Here is a 24,860-nt window from a genome sequence, read left to right as displayed (position 1 = left end):
CCGGTCAGCGACCTGCTGCAGGGCATCATCGGCTTCCTGCCGAAGATCATCGTGGCGATCATCATCGTCGTCCTCGCCGCCGCGATCGCCGCGGGCGCCAAGGGCCTGATCCAGAACACTCTGGGCGGGCTCTCCTACGGCAAGGCCCTCGGCAACATCGTCGCGGTGTTCATCCTCTTCCTCGGGGTCACCGCGGCCCTGAACCAGATCGAGGTCGCGACGACGGTCACCACGCCGATCCTCATCGCCGTGCTCGCGATCATCGCGGGCGTGATCATCGTCGGCGCGGGCGGCGGCCTCATCAAGCCGATGCAGCAGCGCTGGGAGGCGATCCTCACGAAGGCCGAGGAGGAGGCGCCGAAGATCCAGCAGGAGGCGCAGAACGCCCCCTCCGTCACCGAGCAGGCGAAGCGCGCCGCCGACCAGGCGAAGCAGGCCGCTCCGGCGACCACCGCGCGCCGCCCCCGCTAACCCCCTCTGACACGACTGGCCCCGCTCCTCGAGTGGGGCCAGTCGTGTTTAGACACCACCTCGCCTCACTGGCGGGAACACTCCTCCCATCGGAGAACCATGCACACACCTCCCAGCCCTGAGTGCTCCTCGTGAGCACGACGCCCCCCGAACCTGCCGCGGACGTGATCCTCCGCGAGGAACGCCTCGACGTCTCCACCGAGCGGTACGCGACCGAACGCGTCACCATCGAGCGCATCATCGTGACCGAGCAACGCACTATCACCGTCGAGGTCCGACACGAGGAAATCCGCATCACCCGGGAAGCGGTCGACGAGGAGCCCGTCTTCTCCGCTGACGCCTCGGCCCACCCGGATCCTCTCGTCGTGATTCTGCACGAAGAACAGATCAACCTGACCAAGGCAGTTGTTCCCGTCGAACGTGTCACCGTACAGATACACACCGTCGCCCAGCACCAGCACGTCACCGAGACCCTCGGCCACGAGGTCATCGACATCGACCGCACGCCGACGCCCACTGACCGGTTCTCTTCACCGGACGCCACCACACCAGAAGGGTTCCCCGCATGAACGACGAGCACGCCACCAGCGATACCCCCGCGGAGCACTCCACGCAGGCGTCGGCGCCTGTCGAAGTCACCGCGACGAGCGAGACGAGTTGGATGATCCTCGCCGGCAACGGGAACATGCTCCTCGGGCACGCGACCCAGGACGGCGACACGTACACCGCGTATGACGCGCAGGAACTCCGCATCGGCGAGTACCCCACGCGCGAAGACGCCGTCAACGCCATCACCACCGGCACCCTCTAGCCCTCCACACAGAAAGATGACCCTCATGAGCACCACCCACGACACCACAGACGGCCTCGGCACCGACGGCACCATCCCCAACTCCCCCGACGGCCTCGCCGTCGGCTACGACCCCAACGGCTCCCACTTCAACCCCGAAGAAGACGCCACCACCACACCAGACGGCGACACAGGCGACACCGATGTCGACGCTCTACCCGACGGTTCCGGCACGGACGCTGAAAGCTCAATCGAGGACGACGACGACACCGACACCGCATCCGGCGGCGACGCCGACTAGCCCGCTCACGCGCAAGAAGAAGGGGACTCATCACCATCGAGAGAGAAGCTGGGTCCCCTTCAAGCGACCAGACTCGTTTCCCTCGTCCCATCGACCCGCAACGGCAGACCGTCATCCGCCTCCGGGCCTCGCGATCCGTGCTCGCTGCGGCGGTCGACTCTAGGGTGTCGAGATGACGACACCGGGTCCTCGCGAGCTCCTGGGTGTCTGGGTCGAGCTCGAGGGCGCCGACGTGAACGTGATGTTCGAGCTGGGGGACCGTCTGCCGATGGAGCAGCCCGACGGTTGGTTCTCCTACGGCCTGCGCATCATTAATGCGCGCGGCACGTTCGTGAAGTACTTCATCGCCCGGGTCACCCATGACCAAGCCACCGCGTACACCTTCGAGTTCGAGAAAGGCACGCACACCTACTACGACCCCAACCGGATCGAGTTTCGAGGCACCGTACTCCTCGCCCACTTCCCCAACTCAACCCTCGACCTCGCCCCGGGCGGATCGATCGCGGGGTTCGCGGTCATCGACGGCAACGACATCGCCGAGAACATCCGCACCTACGTCCTCCCATGACTGTGACCCGATCCCAAAAGCAGCGGCGTGCGACCACCCCGGGAACAGGGTTGCTCACCGCACGCAAGATCGTGGTGCTGAATCGTCCTACGGGAGGACGTTTGTCAATGGCACTGCGGCGCGTCAGTGATCGGCGTACTGTCGCGGCAGCCTCGAATAGCGCCCAGCACCAGACCCGTGCCGCCCGCCCTGGAAGGTCGGGCTCACCCCCACCTCCACACTCACGGGTCTCGTCATCGGAGAAGCTTGTCATGGCCGTCGACCCCACCAGCCGTGCGCTCACCGACCTCATCGCGGCCCTCGCAGAACCCGGCGCAATTCATCCCGCCCTGGCTCAGCACATCAGCGATCTCGCCGCCGACGTGCTCCACCATCACGAGCACCGCGTGAGGTTCCCCGCGCTCGGATTCCCCTTCGCCGCCGTCAACGGAGTCAGCACTTCCCCGGACGAGTCACCAACAGCGAACCTCTGACAACGCACCAACCTGCGTGCAGCTGACGCTCAGCAGGAGCTCGTCCACTACACGGCGCAGAGCATCAGCACTGAGGACCGACTTCGCAGTCGTCTGAGGCCGTCTCGCGAGTCACCGCTCGCGGCACGATGCCCTCCAATCCCTCATGCGCGCGTCGAGCGCCACCTCGTTGGCTGAGACCACCCGTGTTCGTGGGCCTTCTGCCGTGAGGGCAATGTGCCTATTGCCGCGTCCTGTCAGGCTCATCGCACTCCGACGGCTTCGAGTCGTTCTGGGTTGTACCAAACGCTATACAGATCTCACTCAACCACGAAGGGGAACTCATGTCCGACGTCAATTCGGGAACGACACGTCGACAGGTCGTTAAGGGTACGGCCTGGGCCATGCCGGTCGTCGCTGTCGCGGTCGCGACGCCATCCGTCGCCGCGTCCACCGGTAGGACGATCACCCTCTCTCCGTCGGAGTACGTGAACCCCTCCGGGCTGGGCTACATCGCCTTGACCGGCTCCGTCTCCGCGAGCTCGACGGGCGCCTACCCGGCGCTGCTGTTGCTGACCTACAGCGATGGCTTCGCGGGACCCAACTCGGTCCCCGTTGCCGAAGACGGCACCTTTGTGGTGTCCGGTGTGACCTGCCCCTCCGCGGTGCGCACCGGGACAGTCCTTGCGTCCGCCGACGGCTACACCAGTGGCACCGCCAGCATCAGCGTCACCAACCCACAACCGCGCTCCGGCTCCATCAACTTCAATCCTGTGCAATACCGCGGAACCCGTAGCGGCGACCACGTCCTCTTCCCGGCGATCACGGGAACCGTCGCCGTCACCGGCGGACCCCTGCCCGACACGGTCATCCTCAGCTTCTCCACCCCCTCACCGAACCGAGTCGATTTGCGTCGCGACGAAGGACCCACCGTCCCGATCGACCCCATCACCGGAAAGTTCACTGTCACCGGGGTCTACAACGCGATCGTCGGCGGCGACAACCCCTTCGGATTCATGTACGCCGGCGTCGACCACCCGGACATCACCTACGGCCTCGCCACTGCGGAACTCGACGGCTGACACGAAGACTCTGTGTTGGAGGGGGCCATCACTAGGCCGGCCTCGACCGCACCCCTGAGGGAAGAAGCTAGTGGGGATCGTGCTCCGACTCATCGTGCTCCTCGATGACACCCCTTCGCCTGACGGCTTGATCTGCACCTTCCACGGCGACCTTCACAAACTCGCCACCGACATGGAGACCCGACAGTTCCTCCCCGTCGATCTCGACGCAGGGTCCTTCGCGCTCATCGCCGTCGCCCGCATCCGACAGCTGGAGTTCGAACGCATCGAAAACGAATCTGCGGAACAACTTCGCCGGCTCACCCTCAACCTCGACCAACCAGCCGACGCACCACTGATCCGGTAGCACCGCTACCGGTGCTGGCTTCACCTCCAAAAGACAGAGAAGAGCATGACTGCGGTAGAGCTTGCGAAGCAGCTGGTTGAACAGGCGGCCGGCCCGCTCTCCGATGCGGTCATGCGCAGTATCGGCCGCGACCTAGCGACGGTGAGCTGCGTCAGCGTACGCACCGACGTCGTCCGCCACATCGGCCGACGCCGACGAGAAGTGCGAGAGAGCATCCACACCACCGGCGTGAACGTCTGGTTGCTTGATGAAAACACGGCCATCGGACTCGCCCGCTCCGGCGTCCTGCTGTGCTCGACCAGCGGGATCTTCGTTCCCGCTACGGCCGCGGACCTCGCCTCCCACCGCACAGAAACCCAGCTGAAGGACTACCTCGCCCTCTCCCAACAGCTAATCACCGAGACGGCAGCACGCGAAAACTAGCGACTACTCTGACGCCGACGCACCTCCGCGCGGGCAGCCGCCGCGACCGCCGCATCAGGATCCCTCCGCAACAGGTTCAACAGCACGGGTGACAGGCTCGGATCGCCAGCCAAATACCACCGAGCAAGATCACTCCCCTCCCGAGCCACCAACCCCGCATCGACTGACATCAACCCCGTGGATGCAGGTAAAACGTCAGTTCGCTCAATCCGCAAATTCAGGTAGACGGGCAGCGGATGAGGATCGGCACGATCAACGGGCCGAACGTTCAACGACAACGCAGCATGTCGCCCGTTCCACAGGACCCAGTCGCTGTGGTAACCCGAGGTCGGCGATACCGGGCAACCGCGACCAGTCCACGTCATCCACGAAGCATCAACGCCCTGTCGACGCAGGCCCCTCGCCTTGAAACGAGCGACAAGATCCTGAGCCGCCGGATACACGTTCTCGGCCGACCCGAAGAAGAACAGGGACAGCGCCGGATCGACCCCGACAGATCGGGCATCCCAGGACGCATCAGACGCCCACCGCCACCGGCCGCCCTGCAACCCACGAACCCATCCCGCCGCTCCCAGCCCCTCCGCGAGCGACTCCACGTCACGCAGAAGCACACGATCAGTCGCCGCCATGGCTATGTCGACTACCCCGTCCAGAACCTCGCGCCACATCACACCCCAGTGAGCCACCACACCACGAAGCCGTCAACCCATGCACCCGAGATCGAAAATTTGTCGTGACACAGGGGAATGACGACGTCCGGAGGCATCACCTGCGTCTAGGCTCTCGTCGGTTCATCGGAGATGATGCGCCTCGACGAAGAAGGTGCCCGTGGACAACAGAACTGCGCAGGAACACGTTCACGATGCTTACGACCAGGCGGGTGAGTTCGGACGCGGTCGTCTGGTGTCGACGTTCACCATCCGCCACCGGCGAGGGCTCGACGTCGCCTTCATCCTCGACGGCGCCACCACCGACTTCCAGATCGGGATGGGCGCGGTATCCGAGGACTTCACCACCGTGCTCACCGTCGGGCTGGACTCCACTAACGGGCGCCTCCGAGCCGTCTCCAACTGGACCGTCAACGGGCGCGACCTCCGCATCCCCACCCGAATCCTTCACCGCTCGCAGACGGTGATCGTCGTAGAAGCGGCCCCCCTCCCCCTCGGTGGGCGGCCCGCGTCGCTCAAGTGCTGGTCTTTCCTGCGCCAGCAGTCCCTCGACCACTACTCCGACGTCATCGGACTCGTCTCCCCCGACCTCGCGGCGCTTCCGGCGGTCAGACTCACCACCCACCCACGACGATTCACGTCTCCACCAGCACCCTGATACCTCGACGCTCGCCGGTACGGCCCGGGCGTGAAAGCCAGGCCAGACAGAGCCTCGTGGTCCGGGCGCGCCCCGGAACGGCGTCAAGCAACCCGGTCGAAGCGCACGCAGGGAGGTTCCTTTCGCCCCCTTCTGAGACTTGGCGCTGCGGCTCCTGTACTTCAAATGGACAGGTAGACGTCGGAGGCGGCAGATCAGGTCCGCGTGACGAGATGCGCGGCAACTGGGGCGCGGCATGGAAACCGTCGAAGTTCGACGAGCACCTCGCGCTCGCAGAGCTACACCCAAGCTCGGCCGCACCGCACCGGCTCACCATCGCAGAGACCCAGTCCAGTGGTCAGCCCGCGCCGACTTACGCCGCCGTTCGAGAGATCGTGCTTACCGTCGATCCCGTGCTCGTCATTCTCCCGTGGAGGTCACCAGTGTCATGCGGCACGCAATCGCTCCTCTTCTTGAGATGAGGTCGGGATCGTCCGGTTCAGTGCGTGCGGTCTCGGAACCAGCGAATCAACTCGCGTAGAGCCGGGAGCGTGAAGCTGGAGTCGGTATCGGTATCGAGGTCCTCAAAGGTGCGCCGGTATCCCGGGATGTCGTCGATCTCAGCCCGTCCTACGGTGGGATAGCCCATCGTCCAGGAGGGGAGCAGCCGACCGGTGAGCTGTTCAGACAGGAGGGTACGGACATCGTGGTGGCGGGGGTCAGTGGCGATGACGCTCATGCGCTCCTCGAGGACGCCGGTCGGGCCTTCAAGGAGCTGCAGGAAGCGGCCGTCGCGGTAGAGGAGCATTCCGGTCAATCCGAGGCGCTCGTTGTTGGTGCGGCTCTGCGCGAGAAGGTCGGCAAGGTCGACGTCCTGGAAGCCGGTCGCGCTGCGGCTGGAGTAGACAATCGAACGCAGAGCCTGGTCCCTGGAAGCGTCATCGGGGATCGAAGGAGGTGAAAGTTCCACCTTCTTACTCGATCATGATGTCGAAGAGCCCGCATCCCCCTTCCAGTGGTTCCATCTCCCTGGTAGCCGACGCGTCGATCACGACGTGGAGGGGTCGGCCGGCGACTCCGGCAACAAGCTCAAGCCTCGGTTGCTGTTCGCTTCCTCCATCAGCGCACGCACCCAGGCCGCGTTGATGGTGACCTCGGCGGTGTTGCGGATGGTGAAGGTCAAAGGGGTGGAGGGGTGGGTCCAGAGCGTGAGCCGACCCCGCCCGAGGGTTGCGTCAGCGGGAATGTGGAATCCGAAGCCTTCTCCTCGGCGCAGCTTCGCGAGAATGACGACCTGTAGATGCGCCAGAGCACGGTCGCCGAAGGCGAAGGAAACGGGTAGGGATCCGTGGTGCAGCGTGCCCAAGAGCAGCGATGGTCCTTCCATGTCGGAAAAGCCACGATCCGGTGATCGAGCCTGCACAGCAGGCTAGGAACGACCACCGACGTCGCCCGCGCAGACCGCTGACACACGCATGCTCGGACCCGTGCACGCGGAACCGGCTACGCGCTAGCCCCTCACGAAAGAGCGGGTTCCGGCGCACAGTGATCAGATGAAGCAGATCCACTACGCGAGCGCCTCCTTCCAAGTCGGAGACACGGTCGCTGACGCTCTTCTCTCATACGCGAAGGATCTCGCTGTCTGGGGCCGCACCGACAGCGTCGTCTTCCCCGTGCTTACCGAGAACGGCGACAGTACGACCGTCAGCTTGCTCCTGACACCATCCAGTCAACTGTTCATGACCGACACCACCGGCTCAGAAGAGGCTCCTGAGGAGGACGCGGTTGTCGCTGACATGCATCGGCGCCGCGACTGGTTGCATGCGACCCCTGTCGTCGGTGAGGACATCCGCGGCGGCGATGACCTCCTCTGGCTCGAGTTCCCCGACGCCGACACTCTTCCTTCCGTGGAGACCGCTCCGAGCACCGCCTCCGCCGCCCGCACCGCACTCGCAGCAAACTCTCCCGCTGCCGGACTGCTCGATACTCCCGACGACCGTCCGCTCTCAATGGAAAACGGGATGGTCTTTACCGTCGTTTATGTCAGCACTCTCCTGGACGCTCTCACCGACGCGGAGGTTCGGGAGCTTCTCGAGACCAGTCGCGCTCACAACACGGATTACGCCGTCTCGGGGATGCTCGTGTTCCGCGGCCGCAACGTCATGCAGCTACTCGAAGGCGACGAGACGACCGTCCGAGCGCTCTACGAACGCATCAGCGCAGACCCTCGCCACGAACACGTCGTCACCGTGTGGACAAGCATCCACGAGCAACGACGCTTCCCCGACTGGTCGATGGGCTTCGACGAACTCGACACCCCTTACGACGCGAGTACCACGACCAGCTCCTGGCCAGAACCGAACCTCACCGCTCTACCGGCAGCAACACCTGCAGAGCATCCAAGCAATGGACCAGACAACTACCTCGGCCGCCGCGCCCAAGCCCTCCGGCGTGCACTCGTCAGCGGGGACCGATTCGTCGCCAGCCTCGCGATCATCCTCCACGGCCACCGGCCGGAAAACGTCCTCGATACGGACACAGACACCATCATCCGACGCCGATGCGCTGAATGCCGGCCCTCTGCCGCGCCGGAGATCGACAGCTACCCTTGCTCAACCGCAAAGAATGCTATTTGGGCCCTCGAAGCAATCTAAGTTTTTCAGCCCGACCGACGCCCCGACTGAATCCGGCCGGCAGCCGTTCCTCCGGAATCGTTGACCGGTTTCTCGAAGAGAAGGTGTCCGGCGCTACCCGCACCGACCGGCCCGCTCTCGCGGACTGCATCCGCTACGTCCGGGACGGCGACCTCGCCCGAGTCGCGTCGATGGACCGCCTCGCGCGCTCGCTGCGAGATCTTCGCGACGTCGTCGACGAGATCGTCGCGAAGGGCGCCTCCGTCGAGTTCATCAAGGAACAACAGACCTACGGACCCGGCGGCGACGACGCACTCGGACAGCTGATGCTGCACCTGCTCGGCGCATTCGCCGAGTTCGAGCGCTCCCTGATCCGCGAGCGGCAAGCCGAGGGCATCCGCATCGCGAAAGCCGCGGGGAAGTACACGGGCCGGCAGCGCCGGCTCGACGTCGACCAAGTTGCTGCAGCTCGAGCGGACATCGCCGCCGGCATCCCGAAGGCAGCAGTGGCACGCAAGCTCGGCGTCAACCGCACGACCCTCTACCGAGCGCTGGCACTCCCCCAACCCGGCGAGCTCGACGAGACCGAGATCTAGAGCGGCGTCAGAACGCCTGCTTGTCGAACCCCTCCGGCGCGGAGTTCATTGGATCCGCCCACTGCAGGCCGGCGGCGACCGCGCGAGCCAAGCTCTCCAGGCCGGTACCGAAGTAGCAGTACCCGTGCGTCGTCTCGACCTGCTGGCGCGGCGGCATCACCACGAGGCGCCAGTTGAACAGCATCTTCCACACCTCGATCGTGAAGGTCTCCGTCTCCTGCAGCCGGAAGCCGTTCTCCGTCCGCACGATCCGCTCCCCCGCGACGTCGACCTCTGAGCGCAGCTGCTGCTCGAGGTCGTCGAGCGCCTCGGCTCGGGTACGCAGCAACGCCTTCTGATCCACCACTCCAGTGTCCCGATAGCCGCCCCGTCACCGGGCATTTCATCGGGCGGGTCTTACGGGACACTGCCACTCGCGCCCACGCGGCGCATCCCGCTCGGGGAACTGGTGCGGTGAACGGGCCCCTCTACCGGACGCTCGAATTGAGGAGAAGGATGCCTGCATGACGCTGCGAACCGAGCTTGCGACGGAGCCAGAGTGGGCCGATGTGCGAACTGCGTTCGGAACTCGCGCCGAGAAGCCCGACTCTTGCTGGTGCCAGCGGTTCCGTCATCATGACTGCGCGACGAACGAGGACGCGCTTCGCTCAGAACTGCGCAATTCATCCGTTCCGATCGGTGTGCTCGCGTATGTGGATGATCGGCCCGTCGGCTGGACCCGGGTCGTTCCCCGCCACACGCTCCCTGGCATCACCAGCAATACAGCGCTGACCCGCATTCTCCAGGAGGACCCTGCTGCCTGGTGGGTCACCTGCGTCAACCTCCGCAGAGAGGCCCGCGGCCGCGGTGTGGGTACCGCTCTGCTCCGCGCAGCCATCGACCACGCTCGCGCCAACGGCGCATCAGTACTTGACGGGCACCCCGTCGACGTCACCATGTCCACCACACGGCCCTCGCCCTCCGCGCTCTTCACCGGAACCGTGTCCATCTTCACGGCCGCCGGCTTCCACGAGATCGGACGCACCTATCCCAGCCGACCGGTCATGCGCGCCAAGCTCGGCTGACCAGTACCGCTGACCCGTCCCCCTCCGGGACTCCGCCTCACTGGCCCATCAGCTCGTGATCGGGTCCGCCGCGGCTTCGGCGATACCGGTGGCGGCGAGGGCGGTCAGGAGCTCGACGACGGCCTGGGAGTCCTCATTGGCGTCGATCGCGGTGACTTTGCCCCAGCGCAGGGTGACGATGTGGACGCCGTGCTGGCGATAGGGGGTGCCGTCGGGGAAGGTCGCGGCGCCGGTCCAGCGGATGAACACGACCGTGCTCCACGGCCAGCCCTTCACCCACATGTCCGTCACGGTGAGGCGCAGTCCGGGGACGAGCCGGCCGAGGCGGTCGAGCCACAGGGCGAGGGCGGCCTTCGAGTGCCGCTGCCCACCGAGGGCGTGATCGCCGCCGAAGCGGTGGCTGATGTCGTCGGAGCAGGACGCCAGCAGCTCGGCGTGGCCGTGGGTGTTGATGAGGTCGAAGTTCCGGGCGGCGAGCCGCTTCACGAGCGCGTGGTACATGACGAGATGTCCTGTTCTGTCGAGGGTGACGGCGAGTCGGGAGGGGGCAGTGGGCTACGCGGCGAGGCCTGCGAGCAGGACGAGCAGGGCCGGCAGGACCGGGATGCCGAAGACGGCGCCGATCTGACCGATGGACCCGATCGAGAGCACGGACCCGATGGAGCCGACGGAGAACAGTGACCCGATCGAGAGCGCGGAGGCGAAGGAGCCGGCGCTGAGAAACGAGGCCGCGCTGAAAGCCGAGCCGAAGGACGCGGCGGAGGCAGCGCTGGCCGCGCTGGCTGCGGAGGCGATCGAGTCGCGGGAGGCGGCGGAGGCGAGCGAGCGGATGCTGCCGCGGGAGGCCTGCGAACGAGTGGAGGTGAGGGCGGTCATGAAGAGTCCTTCCGGAGTGGTTGACGGTGTCAAGTGACCTCAGCATGGCCTCAAGACTTGACGGTGTCAAGCGCTGTGGCAGACTCGACTCGTGACCGCTACAGCACCCTCCCCCGGTACCCGCGCCCGCCTCGTCTTTGCCGCCCGGGCCGAATTGGTCGAGCAGGGCCTGGCCGGGGTGAGCCTGCGCGGTATCGCGCGGCGGGCGGAGGTGTCCCACGCTGCGCCGAAGTACTTCTTCGGCAATCGGGCAGGACTGCTGACCGCCGTCGCCGTGGAGGGGTTCGCGGAGCTGGCCGCTCGGCTCCGCGCAGCCAAGGAGGCCGGTGGTCCGCTGCTCGGCCGACTGGGGCGCGTCTACGTGCGGTTCGGGCTGGAGAACCCGGCGCTGTTCGAGCTCATGTTCAGCCCGAGCGAACTCCATCCGGAGGACTCAGCGCTGCGCGACGCTCAGGCGGCGAGCATCACCCTCCTCGCCTCGGCGACCGAATCCGTCGACGCAGCGGAGCCGGCGCCGGAGGGGACACCGCCGCCGATGGCGCTCGTGAGCTGGGCGTTCGCGCACGGCTTGGTCGCCCTGGTCCGCGAAGGCGCGCTGCAGAGCGCCGCCGGCGGCCGCGACGCAGCCGCCCTCACTGACGACCTCATCGACTTCTTCGACCGCGCCGTCCGATAAGGATTCGGGACAGATGGTCTGCTCTCTATCTGCAGTGACGCCTGTCGCGTAGTGATCGTTAGGACGCTCGGGCGATCTTGAGCAGCAGCCGGTTCAGTTCGGCGCTCTCGGTGTCGGTGAGCGCGGCGTCGCTGAGGTCGTTGGCGGCCAGGGCGATCGTCCACGCCTCCTGGAGGACGAGCCGACCCTCCGGGGTCATCCTGACGGGATTGCGGTGACCCCGGGCGCGGGTTGCGCTCCGGCTGATCAGGCCGCGCTCCTCGAGGCCGTCGAGGAGCGGAGCGACGCTCTGCGGCCGGAGCAGCACGGCGCGCGCGATCTCGGCCGACGTCATCTCGTCCTCCTTCTCCAGGAAGGCGAGCACGCCGAACTGGATGGGATTGAGGCGGAGTCCGGACAGCCTGTCGGCGAGGCGGTTGCCGACGAACCGGGCCACGCGCACCACGTTCCAGGTCAGGACGTCGTCGAGGTCGTTGCCGCCCTCGGATGCCACTCGGGGTCCCATGCGCTCATCCTTCCATCCGGGGTCCCACCGCTGTACCGTTGAGATACAGACTTCTGTTACTCGACGAGGAGACCATCATGACCGACACCGCATCCGCCGACCAGCACCACATCGCCGACCTGGTGAAGCACGCGAAGGTCGCCATGCTCACCACCATGACCGAGGACGGCCGCCACGTCAGCCGTCCCATGGCGTTGCAGGAGGCCGAGTTCGACGGCGACCTGTGGTTCTTCGCCTACGACGACTCCGCCAAGACAGAGCAGATCGCCGCCCACCCGGAGGTGAACGTGTCCTTCTCCGACACCGGCGCCCACTCCTGGACCTCGCTCGCGGGTCGCGCCGAGATCGTCCACGACCGGCAGAAGGCCGAGCAGCTGTGGGCGAAGCCGCTTCAGGCGTGGTTCCCCGACGGCCTGGAGACCACCGGGCTCGCGCTCATCAAAGTCTCAGCGGACACCGCCGAGTACTGGGAGGGCCCTTCCAGCACCATCGCGTACATCGCGCAGACCGTACGGGCGGCCGTGACCCGCAACCCGGACCGCGACCCGATCGACAACGACACCGTGCAGCTGTGACCGAGAACGCGGCGCCCTCACCGTCCGCTGCGCCGCCGGCGCACGAGCGCCTGCTGGTCCTCGGAGCGAACGGCCCGACGGGCCGGCAGGTCGTCGAGCAGGCGCTCGCACGAGGGCACCGCGTCTCCGCGCTCACCCGGCACCCGGAGGCGTTCCCGATCCGGCACGCCCGCCTCGACGTGATCACCGGCGACGCCACGGACGCGACCGTCGTCCAGCACGCCGTCGCCGGAGCCGATGCCGTCATCAGCGTCATCGGCGCCTCCTTCACCCGCAAGCCGGTCGAGGTCTACTCCGCGAGCGCAGCTCTGGTCGTCGCCGCGATGACCGGGCACAGGCAAGGGCGGCTGATCGTCGTCACCTCAGCCGGAGTGCACCCGTCGCATCAGCAGCAGGGGCTCGCTCAGAAGGCAGCGTTCACGCTGATGCGACGCACCCTCGGCCGCACCATCTACGACGACATGGTCCGCATGGAGGCGATCGTGTCCCCGAACGACCTGGACTGGACGATCGTGCGACCACCCGGCCTGACCGACGAACCCGGCCGCGGCTACCAGGTGGCCCGAGACGAGATCCAGGGCCGCCTCTGCGCCCGCGAGGACCTCGCCCGCATGCTCCTCGACCAGCTCACCGACACCCGGTACCACCAGAGCGTCGCCGCCGTCACCACCCCCGGCCTCACGGTCGGCGCACTGCGGATGATCCGGCGCGAGGTGCTCAAGCGCTAGAGCCACCCGCACCTCACGAGCGCACGACAGGAAGCACATGCGCGCGAGGGAAGCGCCCGGCCAACCATTCCCATACGGGACGCCTGCCGACGGGCGAAGATCAGCACCTTGCGGATCCCAGATGCCGTGCGGCTCAGGGTGCGCTGTCGACGACGAGGGTCGTGACGGCGGTGTACTGCTGCTCGGACCCCGCCGGGATCGCGCCCTGATCGGAAGAGGTGAGAGTCCGCTCCCCGATGAAGAGTCCTGTCGCGGGGTCGATGACGATCTCGGGGACGTCCATGTCGGTATCAAGGCTGAAGGCAATGCCGGTCCGTCCGTCGAGGACGGCGCTCCCGTCCGCGATACGGATCCCCGGGATCATCGCCAGAGCGCGGTAGAGGGTAGAGCGCTCGGCACCGGTCAGCGTGCCTGACCGGAGTAGCTCCGCCGCGCCCGACATCGCACCCGCGTCGGTCCCATCGCCCCACGGGAGGCGGCGCAGCGCGGCCAGCGCCTCCCCGGGATCGGTCGGCAGCGACTCCTCGGCGACCTCGCCTCCGAGCTCAGCGGCGTGCACAAAGTCTCCCTCGGGATCCTTCGTGATCTGCACGACTCCGCTCTGCACGGTCAAGGCCCAATCGCGCTCGGCGGCCGCGCGCGACACCTCGCCGTAGAACGCCGTGGCCGGCTTGGCGGTGACCCGCTGCACCCAGTCGGTGTCGTCGTCGGCGGGAATGAACACCTCGGTAGTACTCGGTGAGAGGTAGGCGGTGTAGTCACCGTCGGCGTCGACCTCGTAGGCGAGGTAGGCCGCCTCTGTCGTGATCTTGAGGTACTGGCCGGGGCCGACGGCCGGGTCCTCGATGGTGATGGTCGTGTCAGCTGCGGTCCGCAGCACCTCGGCCGCTTCCGCGCTGTCGGCGCCCGGCCCGAGAACGACGACACCGATCACGAGGGCTGCGGCGAGGGGGACGGCGACGAGTCCGGTGAGGAGCGCTCCTCGCGCTCGGGCCGGCCGCGGTGCGGTGCTCTGCTCGACCGTCTCGACGAGGAGGCGGCGAAGAGCTGTGGTCTGGTCGTGTCGGGGAGATGTCATCGTCGTCCACTCGTTTCTGTCGTGCCGGTCAGGAGGGAGGGTGCCAGGAGGCGGGAAGCGAGAGCCTTTTTGGCGCGGTGCAGGCGCGACTTGACCGTCCCCGAGGGCACGCCGAGCGCCTCCCCCGCCTCGGCCTCGCTCAAACCCTCGATCACGCACAGGGTGATCACGTCGCGATGGTGCGGTGCAAGGTCTCGGAGCGCAGCGACGGCGGGGCCCTCGTCGAGCAGCTCCTCCGGGCCGGCGAGTGATTCCGAACGGGGAACCCGCTCGAGGAGGGCGCGGTAGCGGCGGGCCGACCGGGAGACGTTCCGTGAGGAGTGCGTCGCGGTCACCAGCAGCCACGGCAGCAGCGACCCACTCACGAAGCGCACGCTCGCGCGCTTCCGCCACGCCTCGAGGAACGTGATCCCCACCACGTCCTGCGCGTCATCGATACTCGGCACCAGCGCGAGGCTGTGGCGGAAGACGCGGGACTGGTGCCGGTCGAAGACGCGCGCAAAGGCCTCGCCATCTCCAGATCGGGCCGCGCGCCACTCATCGGCGTCGCTTGCGGGGATGCTCATACCTGAAGTGTCCGGGACCGCCACGAAGGTTCCCCTCCATCGAAAGTGACCCACTTAGCGATCCCCATACGGGACTACCTAACGCGCCGCACGAACCGTCAACTCGGCACCGTTTCGGCTCGACGGAGCAATCTCCCTTAATGGAGGCGCCGTCAGCGCGTCAACTAGCCGGAGCCAATCCGACACTGATCGGATAATCGAGATATGTCGCGAAGTGCTCCGGTGTCATTGGTTGAAGGTCAACATGTGCGTTTCGTTCGCTCCCTCAACACCCGCGACGGATGGATCCATGAGGTCGTGCACGGGCGCCTCGAACAGCGGACGGCGTCCGGCTGGCAGGTGCGCGTGGTTGATGAGGTCCGGGAGCTCCCCGAGGCGGAGTGGTCGATCTACCGACCGTGACGAGGTCAATCGCGCGTGCGCGAAGGCGTTGTCAACCAACGTTTCTTTTGCAAACTGCGGTCATAGCGTCGACCACGCGGGCTCGCTGGTCGGCCGTCTCGAAGCCTCATCTCGATCCGGCCGCCGACGCTCTCAGCCCTACCATCCCGATCCCGAAGAGAAGGACTCCCCATGATTGACAGCACTGCCATCGACAGCCTCGCCGGATCCACCGTCTACGGCGCGGACGGCGACAAGATCGGCTCGCTCGAGCAGGTCTACGTCGCCGACGACTCCGGTACCCCCGTCTGGGCGACCGTCCGCACCGGCCTCTTCGGCACCTCCGAGTCGTTCGTCCCGCTCGAGGGCGCCTCGTTCGACACCGACCGCCTGACCGTCGCCTACGACAAGTCCTTCGTCAAGGACGCCCCCCGCATCGACGCGGACGGCTCCTTGAACGCCGACGAGGAGGCCGAGCTGTACCGCTACTACAACCTCAACGGCGCGGCCGCGGCGTCGGAGACCGACAACGTCGACAGCGCCGCCGGCTTCAGCGACGTCACCACCGGCGACGACACCACCACCGGCGCCGACACCTCGGTGGGCCACGACACCTCCGGTCCCACCACGGACGACGCGATGACCCGCTCGGAGGAGCAGCTGCACGTAGGCACCGAGCGCGTCGAAGCGGGCCGCGCCCGCCTGCGCAAGCACATCGTCACCGAGCAGCAGAGCGTCACGGTGCCGGTCACCCACGACGAGGTGCGCGTGGTCCGCGAGCCGATCACCGACGCGAACATCGGCGACGCGACCTCCGGGCCCGAGCTCAGCGAGGAGGAGCACGAGGTGATCCTCGGCGAGGACCGCGTCGTCGCCGCCAAGGAGACCGTCCCCGTCGAGCGCGTGTCGCTGGGCACCGAGACGGTCACCGAGCAGCAGCAGGTCACCGAGGACGTCCGCCACGAGGAGATCGAGGTCGAGGACGACGGCGCGACCCCGCGCCGCGACCGCGACAGCCTCTGACCCACCTGCCGGCAGCAGGAAGCTCAGCGCCTCCTGCTGCCGGCGCCCCCGTTTCACCCCCAGCGCTTCCCGCACCAGCAGATCGAGGATGACCGTGGCCCAGACCAGCACCGAGCGCGACCGCACCGCACCGGACCCTAACGACACCCGCAAGCCCGACGACCCCACCGACGTCACCAAGCGCTCCTGGGGCTACGTCCTGAAGAAGACGCTCCGCGAATTCGGCGCCGACCAGTGCACGGACATCGCCGCGGGACTCACCTACTACGCCGTCCTCGCCCTGTTCCCGGGCCTGCTCGCGATCGTGTCGATCCTCGGCCTGTTCGGCCAGGCCGAGACGACCACGGACACCGTGCTCGAGATCGCCGGCGGCTTCGTCTCGGCCGACGTGCTCGACACGATCCGCGGACCCCTGCAGGAGCTCACCTCCACCCCCGCCGCCGGTCTCGCGTTCGTCACCGGTGTCCTCGGCGCCCTGTGGTCCGCGTCCGGCTACGTCGGCGCGTTCGGCCGCGGCATGAACCGGGTCTACGAGATCGACGAGGGCCGCCCGATCTGGAAGCTGCGCCCCACCATGCTCGGCGTCACCCTCGTGACCGTCGTCCTCCTCGTGATCGCCGGCCTGATCCTCGTGCTCAGCGGACCGATCGCGCAGACCATCGGCGACGCGATCGGCCTCGGCGACGTCGCGCTGACGATCTGGAGCATCGTGAAGTGGCCGGTGCTGATCGCGATCATGATCATGATCGTCGCCGTGCTCTACCACTGGTCACCCAACGTGCGGCAGCCGAAGTTCCGCTGGACCAGCCTCGGCTCGATCCTCGCCCTCGTCGTCTGGGCCCTCGCCTCCGTCGGCTTCGCGTTCTACGTCGCCAACTTCAGCAACTACAACAAGACCTACGGCGCCCTCGGCGGCGTCATCGTCTTCCTCCTCTGGCTCTGGATCACCAACCTTGCCCTGCTCTTCGGTGCCGAGTTCGACGCCGAGCTCGAACGCGGCCGCCAGCTCCAGGCCGGCATCAAGGCTGAAGAGCACATCCAGCTCCCACCGCGCGACACCCGCCAGAGCAAGAAGAAGGCGAAGAAGCACGCGGAGGACATCGCCGACGGCCGCGAACTCCGCGAAACCGCCGGACACCCCGACCGATGAACGACCGCGATTCCTCGCCCGCGCCGGAGGAGCCGATCACCGTCATCCGGTCTGAGGAACGCCTCGACGTCACGACCGTCTGGACCCCGATGGAGCGCCTGCGCGTCCGCAAGGTCGTCGTCACCGAGGAGCGGACGATCACCGTCACTCTCCGCCGCGAGGAGCTCGTGATCGAGCGCGAATCGCTCGAGCAGCCGCCCGACGGCGCAGGGCTTGGGCCCCGCGGCGCGGATTCTGAGCCGATCACACTCGTCCTGCACGCCGAGCAGCCGGTGCTCACGACCAGAGTCCTCCCCGTCGAACGCGTTCACGTCGTGATCGACCGCATTCTCGAGATGCGGTCGGCGACCGAGACGATCCGCAAGGAACGCGTCGACGTCCGCACCGTGGCAAACCTCCTCGACGACAACGCCGGATAGATCGGGCGCCTCGTCTGGGCGCGGAGCGAAACAGGTAGACGATTCGCCGACGGGGTCGGTCCATTCCCGTCTACAGACCGCTGTGCCTGTTGAGGAGTAGCGGGCCGGGCCTGACGCTGAGCTAACTCGACAGGAGCGTTCGGCCTACGCTGCGGGCATGGTTTTGCATCTGCGACAGATCGTGCTCGACGCCGAGAACGCGCGCGAGCTCGCCGCGTTCTACCTCGCCCTGCTGGGCGGTGAGTACCGACCCGGTGACGAGCCCGCCGCCGACGGCTCCGACGACAACGCGGAGTGGGTCGCGATCCGAACCCTTGACGGGGTGAGTATCACGGTGCAGCGGGTGGGTGAGCTGCCTCGAGTGACCTGGCCGGACGGGCCGGTGCGCCAGCAGCTGCACCTCGACTTCACCGTCGCGGATGCGGTCGAGCTCGAGCAGCAGCGAGCGCGGGCGGTCACCCTCGGCGCGACGGTCATCGATGATCAGAGCGCCGATCCGGAGGAGGCGCTCTATGTGCTCGCCGACCCGGCCGGCCATCCGTTCTGCATCTTCGTCGGAGACGACAGAACAGCAGAACCGAAGACCCACTGAAAAGCTCGGGACCGCTGACGCGCGCCGGCTCTTAAGCCGAGAGAGGGCGACGCGAAGGTGCGACGCTACGGCGTCGTCGTCGCCCACCAGGTGTGCAGGTCGCGAGTGAAGGTGATCTCGGCGGAGTCGTCCCGGATGCTGAGGCCGTACCGCTGGCGCAGGACATTGACCAGACGGGCGTTGAGCTCCTCCGGTGACGATCCCGACTCGAGCGCGGCGCGCAGCGGGTCGACCAGATCGTCGTACTCCTCATCGTCGGACGGTCGCACCTCGTCGGCGTACACGCCGAGCACATCCCACTCGCGAAGACGATGAGCGACCGCGAGGGATCGGTCATCGAAACCCGCCCGCCGGGAGGCGCGACCGCGAGTCGACATCACCAACCTCAGCGCGTCGGTCGTGCGTCCGACGTCGGTGGAGCGACTGCCGCGGACCCGCCCTCGTCGTTCCACCGGTCGATGTCACGCTCGGCCTGCGCTCGCGCGGCCGCACTGCGCCAGGCGGTCGCGGCCGCGTCGGCCCAGGCGGTGGCCGAGGAGGGGGCGGTGTCGTAGGACCGCTAGAACCGCATCTCGCGGGCATGCTCCTCGTCGAGGAGCGTGAGCTGACTGGTCCGCAGGGAGGTTGCGGAGACCGGGAACGGCACCGTGGTGCCGCTGCGGGCTTTCCCCCCGCCTGGTGCGGGGGTCGTGCTGATCGATGCAGCCATGCTCGGACTGTAGGCCTCCGCACGCGGCCGGAACCGGAACGCCCGATATCGGACACAGGCCCGCGGCTCACGCCCAACCCACAGTCGGTCCACGGGGACGGAACCGCTGCACACGGATACTGCCCCACACTTGGGGCGTACTGTGGAGAGCACTCGACGACGGCACTCATGGCCAGGACGCAACTCTCCATCGCATCCCGCCCCGCGGACTTTCGCCCCGCTGCAGACGTTCACGAACCGATACTGCCGACACGATCGAGGGCCCGTCATGGGACAGCTCATCTACGGCGCTTGGCGATGGCGCATCGACTTCGACGACCGCACCCTCCACCACCTCCGGATCGCCCTCGAGCGCCGGATGCTGATCGGAGCGCCGTTCCGGCTGACGTGGGCCCAGCGCGGCCGCGCCGAGCACCACCCAAACGCGATCACGATCCACCCGAGCTCGCCGCTCGAGTACCACTTCGATCAGCGCGAGACCAGCGGGATGAACCGGCTCTGGCTGCGCTCGCTCCTGCACCCGATCGCGAACCAGGACATGGTCGTCACCCGCGAGCCCGACCCCCGCCTCCCGGCCCGCCGGAACGCCACCGAGACAGCTGCCGCCGCGATCGCGACGACGGGAACGAGGACACCGTGAAGACCATGACCTGCCGCGATCTCGGCGGCCCCTGCACGCTCGAGCTCCGAGGTGCGACAGCCGACGACGTCATCAAAGCTCAAGACCGGCATCTGAAAAAGGCGGCCACGGCCGGCGACGCGACCCACAGCCAAGCACGTACCGAGATGAAGAACCGCTGGCGGCACCCGAGGAAATCCCTCGACTGGTACAACGGCGTCAAGCACGCCTACGCGGAACTGCCCGCGACGTGAACCCCTGATCCGTCTCGCCCTCGCGCCCGCGTTCTCCGGCTCCGCTGTTCGCCTGGTGGTCGTCCTCGACCGCGGTCGAGTGACCACCATCTCTCGCGACATCGACCGCGATCCGCATCGTGAAAGGTCACGACCATGGCGCTGAGCACGCATGATCTCGTTCAGACGCCCTTCGAGGAACTCCTCGCGACACCCTCCTCGCGGCTCCCCTATCAGCACGACGTCCAGCTCCGCTTCTTCGTGCTGCAGCGCCCCGACGACACCGTCATCGTCTACAACTCCCCCGGAGTGAGCGAAGCGGCGACCGCGATCCAGCGACTCGGGCCTCCCTCGCGGTTGCTCGTGAACCACGCCCACGAGGCGATGTACGGACCCCCCGACCTCGACATCCCGATCTGGATGCACGGAGCGGATCGACGCGAGGTCGGCGACTCGCTCGACATCGCAGGAACCTTCGACCGCCGCGAACGCATCGACCACGACCTCGAGGCGATCCCGACACCGGGCCACACACCCGGAACGTGCTCCTACCTCTGGGACAGCGGCACTCATCGATTCTTCTTCACCGGCGACTTCCTCTGGATCGAGAACGGCGAGTGGAAGGCCGTCGTCCTCGATCCCGCGCTCCGTGACGAGCACCTCGCCAGCCTGGCGCTCATCGGGGGCATGGCGGCTCGGCTCGATAGGGAGGCCCTCTCGGACGAGCGGCGATATCCGGCTCGTGCAGGAGAGTTCGTGCACCTTCGCGACGCGACCGGCACCCGCCACCGTACGCCCTCGACCCGCCGAAAAGGACTCGTGCAAAATATGCCGGTGAGGCACCAGAAACGATCCACAAATCCTCAACCACAGAGCTGCGGGATCGACGATGTTGAAACGGTTTGAATAGCACGGATGAGGGGTTAGTCTCAGAGCCCCCGGCTCCCGGATGTTGCGCTCACGCGATGTCGATCCCCGGTGAGGCGTAGCTCGTCTGGTCGTACCTCTCCCCCGCTCCTTCGAAGCGGACGCCTCGATCACCGGGTGCACCTGCAAGCGAATGCGGCGTCTGGATTGGTCTCGTCAGGCGGTGCTTTGGATCGCGAACCGCTTTAGCTCGGGTCGAACCTCATTCAGCGAGAGCCCGCCCTGCTCGAGCAGCTGGATCGGCGTCGTCCCTGTCGCCTCGTCCGCCGTCGTCCACCACCTCAGCGTCAGCCAGCTGACCTGGTCCGCGTCGTCGGTGCGAGCGCTCAGTAACCCGTGCAGCGTTTCGTTGATGTCGCCGACAGCCGGGTGGATGTCTCCCATCGTCTCGGAGATCTGGAAGGACGGGTAGAGGCCAGGGTCATCGCCGACCGGGATCCTGATCAGCGCGTGCTGCTGGCGGAGATAGTTGAGCCAGCTACGGCGTTCCTTTTCCGCACGGCTGAGAAGTCGGTCGCGCATCGCCCGTCCGGTTGCAAGATCGACATCGGCGATGAGAGCCATTCGGTCCGCGACGGACGGGTCGCGCCTGTAATTGGGCTGCCAGAGTGTGGTCGCTTCCCACGCCGGAGGGAATCCCATCGAGGCGAGCTCTAGCGCGAGCTCGGTGGTGCGTTCCTCGATCAGCTTCCGCACTCGCGTCTGCCAGTCGGCGCCTGGGGAGATGCGTGCGAGCAAGAAGGCCAGCACCGTGATGGTGCCGTACACGCGGCTGCGACTGATGCTGTTGAGATCGGCGAGTTCGGCAATGCCGCGCGTTTCACTGAGCTCCACGTTCAGTACGCGGTTCCACAGACGCGAGTGATGCGCGCACAGGTTGCGCATGTGCCGGAGCTGATTGAGCCAATTGCTGAACAACGCTGCGTCGCCACGGCCCGACGTCGTGACCACGTCGAACTTCAACGCGATCAGTTCCCGATCCGCCTGCTTCGCTCCGGAGTACAACCGCGTCAGCGTGCCGAAGGTCATCACCTCGGTCGCGACCCACACAGGAAAGTGCTCGCCGTACTTTTCGCGGAAGTGCAGGGCGAACGCCTCCTGAGACCGCCCTTCCTGCTTGTCGAACTCCGCGAGCCACTCCGTGTGAGCGCTCGTCACCACCTCCTCGGGCGCGCGAGAGAACGATGCGTCAAGGCAGGCGGGGTCGCGATGCGCGAAGACGCTGCGGCGCCCGAGCGTGTGACCGATCTCGAAGCGCAACGCGACTTCGGCGGTCTCCAGCGCGTCGAGCATCAGGGAACGCAACTCTCGATCGAACTCGTAGATGCGAGTCACGAGCGAGAGAGTGATGCCCTCGCGCAGTCTCGGCCCGACGGCTTCCGTTCCATCCGCTCGCACCTCACGCTCGCGGTATGGATACCAGTACCCCGACAGCCGGTAGTACCCGACGCGACGCAGGAGCCGCTCGGCCTCCGCGCGATCGGCGACCAGCATCCCGCGAGCCTTCAGCTTGTCGACCTGAGCACCGACCGTCAGGTGAGGCTTCGAGTAGGAACTGGAGTGCGGCACAAAAGAAAACTAGCCGCCTCTCGGTGAAGAGAGAGCGGCTAGCCGTGTTGGTTTGAGGGTAGCACCGGCAACTGTGCGGGCGCACAACGGGTGTCGCACTGACGCCTCGACCCTGGCCGCCGGGTGCTCGGCAGGGACGGCCCGGCTCGCCGACATGACGGTAAACCAACGGCACCTCAAAGCAGAGCCGCGAAGCGGCCTCCGGTCGCCGCAAACGAGGCGCGCGAAGCGCGCTCCGCCATCAAGTCGGAGAATCGGCGAGGGTGAGGGGCAGGCACCTCACGGGACGGCGCAGCCGACCCTCCCTGCCTCTCGCCGCATCGATTAAAAGGATCGATTAGCGCGACGGGCGATGTCACCGCCCTCCCTCTACGAGAGTCCGACGCGGCTCATTCACCTTCTCCGGGATGCCGTTTACTGCCTCCCCTAGCGCGTTGCGGAGCCGGCGAGCGGCGCAGCGGCTGGTGTGTGAGTCGATCGACTAACAGGGCGCTCAGGATGGGACGTGACGCGGAGGCGCGGGGCAGGGTGTTGTCACGGCCCGCACGTGACGGGTTGGAGCACCTGAATCGGAAGCATCGGCGAGAGGACAGGGACGATGAGTACCTACACCCGCAGCACGAACACGACGAAGACCGCGCGACGAGGATTCGGAGCACTCGCGGCGGCAGCAGCTCTCGCGCTCGGCGCGACTCTCGTGCCCGCAGCGGCAGCATCCGCGGACGACTTCTACACCGACGATGAGCTGCAGAAGATCTGTAACAACGCACCGACCAGTCAGACCAAGGGCGCGGAGGGCGAGTGCACGTTCGAGGTGCAGAGCGAGGGCGGGCAGCACGTCGAGTGGCTGCGGTACGGCGAGCCGGTCAGCAACTGCAACGCCGGCACGACCACGAGCATCAAGTCGACGATCGGTGACGTCCGCTCGTTCTCCGAAACGTGGAAGGCCGGAGGTGGCGTGGGACTGGAGCTGTGGGAGGTGTTGAAGATCGAAGGAGGCGGTGAGTACTCGCAGACCCGTACTGTCACCAACGAGCGCCGGGATGAGATCACCGCGAACCCTGGCCGAAAGGCCGCAGTCACCCTGGGAACGGGATTCGTTGACCAGACCGGCCGCATCCGCGTGGACATCAACGTCTACGAGACCAACAACGACGGCAGCGTCCTCGTGGGCACCGAACCTCACTACATCGACAACGTCACCCGCACCGTCCCTAACGGCTACACCGAGAAGGGCCAAGACGAAGTCGGCTGCGACGAGGACTTCCGCGTCCCCGCCTGATCCAGCGGGCACGGAGAACAGTGTGCTCGCCGAGCAATATCGGCGAGCACACCATTCTCAGTTCAACGGTTCCGGCGGTAGCGGTGGCGCCTCGAGCGCACGACGGCTTCGGGTCCGTGGGACGCGGGGAACGATAACTCCCTTAACGAACGCCATGGTCACCAGCGCGGTCCGGTTCGGGGCCTTCCATGCCTTCATCAACCGTGACAGGTGCCAGCCCACGGCCTGCCGGCTGTAGCTCGTGGCTTTCGCAATGCCCTCGTTCGAGAGCCCGTAAGCCGTGAGGGTCAACATCCGCTCCTCGGCTTCCTCGAGCTCCGAGTCCAGGACGACGAGCTCCACCGGACCGGGCGGTCTGGCCACGTCCGCTGCGTCAGGAGCCGCCACGTGAAGGGACGTCCCTGCCGTTGATGGAGGGAGGTGCCCCGTCCACGCCTCGATCCAGCACGACCCCAGTTCGTGAGCGACATGCGTCGCCCGCGCCATCGCGAGTACCGCACACCGCGCATCGATCCTCGTCGAGGTCTGCAACACCAGCGAGAACACCCGCAGCGCAGGAACCGCGCCGCGCAACGCGACGCCCAGACGCACCTCCGGGTCGGCGGCGGAACGCGCCGCGACGCCGCGAAGCTTCTCCAAACACTCGGCGGAGAGCGGCTCCCCCAATTCCACCGCACGCAACGCAGCAGGCAGCACGAGAGGCACGATCTCCCGGTAGCGCCGCTGCAACCACGCCCGATGTTCGCCAGGAACATGATCGGCGACAGCAGACAGCAGCAGAGACGAGAACTCGTCCGCCCGCTCATGCAGCCCCAGCCCCAACGGCTCGAACGCGGCAACGGCGACCCCGCCACTCTCAAATGCCACGACGCCGATCCCCCACTCCTCAGGCTGCGCCGACGACGTCGCCATCGGCAGACT

Annotated in this window: 34 protein-coding genes and 1 pseudogene; 24 read left to right on the top strand and 11 right to left on the bottom strand. The window is 66.8% G+C overall.

Going from position 1 to position 24,860, the window contains the following annotated elements; translation table 11 throughout:
* The 10 genes and pseudogenes from EDF43_RS22030 to EDF43_RS19605 all read left to right on the top strand — a co-directional run.
* A pseudogene (locus tag EDF43_RS22030) lies at positions 1-471 on the top strand (hypothetical protein); the annotation flags it as partial.
* 131 nt (positions 472-602) lie between these two features.
* Positions 603-1,040: a YsnF/AvaK domain-containing protein gene (locus EDF43_RS19645; protein ID WP_165909187.1), complete on the top strand. Its 438-nt coding sequence runs from the start codon at positions 603-605 to the stop codon at positions 1,038-1,040.
* A complete protein-coding gene (locus EDF43_RS19640) occupies positions 1,037-1,282 on the top strand; it encodes a hypothetical protein (RefSeq protein ID WP_132438045.1) in 246 nt (81 codons plus the stop codon). Before EDF43_RS19645 ends, EDF43_RS19640 begins: the two co-directional genes overlap by 4 nt.
* 25 nt (positions 1,283-1,307) lie before the next feature.
* Positions 1,308-1,562 carry a hypothetical protein gene (locus EDF43_RS19635; RefSeq protein WP_165909186.1) on the top strand — a complete coding sequence of 85 codons (255 nt, stop codon included), beginning with the start codon at positions 1,308-1,310 and terminating at the stop codon, positions 1,560-1,562.
* A gap of 172 nt (positions 1,563-1,734) precedes the next feature.
* Entirely contained in the window at positions 1,735-2,130 is a 396-nt protein-coding gene (locus EDF43_RS19630) for a hypothetical protein (RefSeq protein WP_132438047.1), read from the top strand.
* A gap of 251 nt (positions 2,131-2,381) precedes the next feature.
* Positions 2,382-2,603 (top strand): hypothetical protein, encoded by a 222-nt coding sequence (locus EDF43_RS19625; RefSeq protein WP_132438048.1) that lies wholly within the window; start codon positions 2,382-2,384, stop codon positions 2,601-2,603.
* 323 nt (positions 2,604-2,926) lie between these two features.
* Positions 2,927-3,664 (top strand): hypothetical protein, encoded by a 738-nt coding sequence (locus EDF43_RS19620; RefSeq protein WP_132438049.1) that lies wholly within the window; start codon positions 2,927-2,929, stop codon positions 3,662-3,664.
* Between the two features lie 79 nt (positions 3,665-3,743).
* Complete coding sequence (locus tag EDF43_RS19615; protein ID WP_132438050.1) at positions 3,744-4,010, top strand: hypothetical protein; 267 nt, start codon at positions 3,744-3,746, stop codon at positions 4,008-4,010.
* Positions 4,011-4,055: 45 nt separating this feature from the next.
* Positions 4,056-4,433, top strand: coding sequence for a hypothetical protein (locus EDF43_RS19610; RefSeq protein ID WP_132438051.1), 378 nt, complete (start codon positions 4,056-4,058; stop codon positions 4,431-4,433).
* Between the two features lie 903 nt (positions 4,434-5,336).
* Positions 5,337-5,759 carry a hypothetical protein gene (locus EDF43_RS19605; protein ID WP_132438052.1) on the top strand — a complete coding sequence of 141 codons (423 nt, stop codon included), beginning with the start codon at positions 5,337-5,339 and terminating at the stop codon, positions 5,757-5,759.
* Positions 5,760-6,237: 478 nt separating this feature from the next.
* On the opposite strand, the gene EDF43_RS19600 is transcribed toward EDF43_RS19605, so the two are convergent.
* Complete coding sequence (locus tag EDF43_RS19600; RefSeq protein WP_243646365.1) at positions 6,238-6,708, bottom strand: BLUF domain-containing protein; 471 nt, start codon at positions 6,706-6,708, stop codon at positions 6,238-6,240.
* A gap of 78 nt (positions 6,709-6,786) precedes the next feature.
* On the bottom strand, positions 6,787-7,104 hold the full coding sequence (locus tag EDF43_RS19595; protein ID WP_132438053.1) for an ATP-dependent DNA ligase: 318 nt from the start codon (positions 7,102-7,104) through the stop codon (positions 6,787-6,789).
* Between the two features lie 187 nt (positions 7,105-7,291).
* On the opposite strand from EDF43_RS19595, the gene EDF43_RS19590 reads away from it, so the two are divergent.
* Together EDF43_RS19590 and EDF43_RS19585 are read left to right on the top strand one after the other, a co-directional pair.
* Complete coding sequence (locus tag EDF43_RS19590) at positions 7,292-8,392, top strand: BLUF domain-containing protein (protein ID WP_132438054.1); 1,101 nt, start codon at positions 7,292-7,294, stop codon at positions 8,390-8,392.
* Positions 8,393-8,418: 26 nt separating this feature from the next.
* Positions 8,419-8,967 carry a recombinase family protein gene (locus EDF43_RS19585; protein WP_279432554.1) on the top strand — a complete coding sequence of 183 codons (549 nt, stop codon included), beginning with the start codon at positions 8,419-8,421 and terminating at the stop codon, positions 8,965-8,967.
* 7 nt (positions 8,968-8,974) lie between these two features.
* On the opposite strand, the gene EDF43_RS19580 is transcribed toward EDF43_RS19585, so the two are convergent.
* Positions 8,975-9,295, bottom strand: a complete 321-nt coding sequence (locus EDF43_RS19580; RefSeq protein WP_132438056.1) for a hypothetical protein — start codon at positions 9,293-9,295, stop codon at positions 8,975-8,977.
* A 175-nt stretch (positions 9,296-9,470) separates the two neighbouring features.
* On the opposite strand from EDF43_RS19580, the gene EDF43_RS19575 reads away from it, so the two are divergent.
* Positions 9,471-10,031, top strand: coding sequence for a GNAT family N-acetyltransferase (locus EDF43_RS19575; protein WP_132438057.1), 561 nt, complete (start codon positions 9,471-9,473; stop codon positions 10,029-10,031).
* Between the two features lie 48 nt (positions 10,032-10,079).
* On the opposite strand, the gene EDF43_RS19570 is transcribed toward EDF43_RS19575, so the two are convergent.
* Both EDF43_RS19570 and EDF43_RS19565 read right to left on the bottom strand, forming a co-directional pair.
* Positions 10,080-10,532 carry a nuclear transport factor 2 family protein gene (locus tag EDF43_RS19570; protein ID WP_132438058.1) on the bottom strand — a complete coding sequence of 151 codons (453 nt, stop codon included), beginning with the start codon at positions 10,530-10,532 and terminating at the stop codon, positions 10,080-10,082.
* Between the two features lie 54 nt (positions 10,533-10,586).
* A complete protein-coding gene (locus EDF43_RS19565; RefSeq protein ID WP_132438059.1) occupies positions 10,587-10,907 on the bottom strand; it encodes a hypothetical protein in 321 nt (106 codons plus the stop codon).
* Positions 10,908-10,998: 91 nt separating this feature from the next.
* On the opposite strand from EDF43_RS19565, the gene EDF43_RS19560 reads away from it, so the two are divergent.
* Positions 10,999-11,583: a TetR/AcrR family transcriptional regulator gene (locus EDF43_RS19560; protein ID WP_132438060.1), complete on the top strand. Its 585-nt coding sequence runs from the start codon at positions 10,999-11,001 to the stop codon at positions 11,581-11,583.
* A 58-nt stretch (positions 11,584-11,641) separates the two neighbouring features.
* Here EDF43_RS19560 and EDF43_RS19555 read toward each other — a convergent pair whose 3' ends face one another.
* Positions 11,642-12,088, bottom strand: a complete 447-nt coding sequence (locus tag EDF43_RS19555) for a MarR family winged helix-turn-helix transcriptional regulator (protein ID WP_132438061.1) — start codon at positions 12,086-12,088, stop codon at positions 11,642-11,644.
* A 77-nt stretch (positions 12,089-12,165) separates the two neighbouring features.
* Between EDF43_RS19555 and EDF43_RS19550 the strand changes: the two genes are divergently transcribed.
* Complete coding sequence (locus EDF43_RS19550; protein ID WP_132438062.1) at positions 12,166-12,663, top strand: pyridoxamine 5'-phosphate oxidase family protein; 498 nt, start codon at positions 12,166-12,168, stop codon at positions 12,661-12,663.
* Positions 12,660-13,391, top strand: coding sequence for an NAD(P)H-binding protein (locus tag EDF43_RS19545; RefSeq protein ID WP_165909188.1), 732 nt, complete (start codon positions 12,660-12,662; stop codon positions 13,389-13,391). The genes EDF43_RS19550 and EDF43_RS19545 overlap by 4 nt, the downstream gene beginning before the upstream one ends.
* 133 nt (positions 13,392-13,524) lie before the next feature.
* Here EDF43_RS19545 and EDF43_RS19540 read toward each other — a convergent pair whose 3' ends face one another.
* Together EDF43_RS19540 and EDF43_RS19535 are read right to left on the bottom strand one after the other, a co-directional pair.
* Complete coding sequence (locus EDF43_RS19540) at positions 13,525-14,469, bottom strand: CU044_5270 family protein (protein ID WP_132438064.1); 945 nt, start codon at positions 14,467-14,469, stop codon at positions 13,525-13,527.
* Positions 14,466-15,059, bottom strand: coding sequence for an RNA polymerase sigma factor (locus EDF43_RS19535; protein ID WP_243699275.1), 594 nt, complete (start codon positions 15,057-15,059; stop codon positions 14,466-14,468). The genes EDF43_RS19540 and EDF43_RS19535 overlap by 4 nt, the downstream gene beginning before the upstream one ends.
* A gap of 549 nt (positions 15,060-15,608) precedes the next feature.
* Here EDF43_RS19535 and EDF43_RS19530 point away from each other — a divergent pair.
* From EDF43_RS19530 to EDF43_RS19515, 4 genes are all read left to right on the top strand, one after another.
* Complete coding sequence (locus tag EDF43_RS19530; protein ID WP_132438066.1) at positions 15,609-16,439, top strand: PRC and DUF2382 domain-containing protein; 831 nt, start codon at positions 15,609-15,611, stop codon at positions 16,437-16,439.
* An 88-nt stretch (positions 16,440-16,527) separates the two neighbouring features.
* On the top strand, positions 16,528-17,589 hold the full coding sequence (locus EDF43_RS19525; RefSeq protein ID WP_132438067.1) for a YihY/virulence factor BrkB family protein: 1,062 nt from the start codon (positions 16,528-16,530) through the stop codon (positions 17,587-17,589).
* On the top strand, positions 17,586-18,008 hold the full coding sequence (locus EDF43_RS19520; RefSeq protein ID WP_132438068.1) for a YsnF/AvaK domain-containing protein: 423 nt from the start codon (positions 17,586-17,588) through the stop codon (positions 18,006-18,008). The genes EDF43_RS19525 and EDF43_RS19520 overlap by 4 nt, the downstream gene beginning before the upstream one ends.
* A 157-nt stretch (positions 18,009-18,165) precedes the next feature.
* Positions 18,166-18,600, top strand: a complete 435-nt coding sequence (locus EDF43_RS19515; protein WP_132438069.1) for a VOC family protein — start codon at positions 18,166-18,168, stop codon at positions 18,598-18,600.
* Between the two features lie 65 nt (positions 18,601-18,665).
* On the opposite strand, the gene EDF43_RS19510 is transcribed toward EDF43_RS19515, so the two are convergent.
* The gene (locus EDF43_RS19510; protein WP_165909189.1) at positions 18,666-18,884 is read right to left on the bottom strand and encodes a hypothetical protein; all 219 of its coding nucleotides are present in this window, start codon (positions 18,882-18,884) and stop codon (positions 18,666-18,668) included.
* A 693-nt stretch (positions 18,885-19,577) separates the two neighbouring features.
* Between EDF43_RS19510 and EDF43_RS19505 the strand changes: the two genes are divergently transcribed.
* The 3 genes from EDF43_RS19505 to EDF43_RS19495 all read left to right on the top strand — a co-directional run bounded on the left by EDF43_RS19505 (position 19,578) and on the right by EDF43_RS19495 (position 21,067).
* Positions 19,578-19,949 carry a hypothetical protein gene (locus EDF43_RS19505; RefSeq protein WP_132438071.1) on the top strand — a complete coding sequence of 124 codons (372 nt, stop codon included), beginning with the start codon at positions 19,578-19,580 and terminating at the stop codon, positions 19,947-19,949.
* Between the two features lie 5 nt (positions 19,950-19,954).
* Complete coding sequence (locus EDF43_RS19500) at positions 19,955-20,182, top strand: hypothetical protein (protein ID WP_243646374.1); 228 nt, start codon at positions 19,955-19,957, stop codon at positions 20,180-20,182.
* 135 nt (positions 20,183-20,317) lie between these two features.
* Positions 20,318-21,067, top strand: coding sequence for an MBL fold metallo-hydrolase (locus tag EDF43_RS19495; RefSeq protein WP_132438073.1), 750 nt, complete (start codon positions 20,318-20,320; stop codon positions 21,065-21,067).
* Between the two features lie 177 nt (positions 21,068-21,244).
* Here EDF43_RS19495 and EDF43_RS19490 read toward each other — a convergent pair whose 3' ends face one another.
* Positions 21,245-22,582, bottom strand: a complete 1,338-nt coding sequence (locus EDF43_RS19490) for an Abi family protein (RefSeq protein ID WP_132438074.1) — start codon at positions 22,580-22,582, stop codon at positions 21,245-21,247.
* Between the two features lie 673 nt (positions 22,583-23,255).
* Here EDF43_RS19490 and EDF43_RS19485 point away from each other — a divergent pair.
* Complete coding sequence (locus EDF43_RS19485) at positions 23,256-23,939, top strand: hypothetical protein (protein ID WP_132438075.1); 684 nt, start codon at positions 23,256-23,258, stop codon at positions 23,937-23,939.
* Positions 23,940-23,996: 57 nt separating this feature from the next.
* On the opposite strand, the gene EDF43_RS19480 is transcribed toward EDF43_RS19485, so the two are convergent.
* The gene (locus EDF43_RS19480) at positions 23,997-24,851 is read right to left on the bottom strand and encodes a LuxR C-terminal-related transcriptional regulator (protein WP_132438076.1); all 855 of its coding nucleotides are present in this window, start codon (positions 24,849-24,851) and stop codon (positions 23,997-23,999) included.
* Between the last annotated feature and the right edge of the window lie 9 nt (positions 24,852-24,860).

It is taken from the genome of Rathayibacter sp. PhB179, from assembly GCF_004345345.1.
GTDB classification, from domain to species: Bacteria; Actinomycetota; Actinomycetes; order Actinomycetales; family Microbacteriaceae; genus Rathayibacter; species Rathayibacter festucae.
This window is presented reverse-complemented; position numbering and strand designations above follow the sequence as displayed.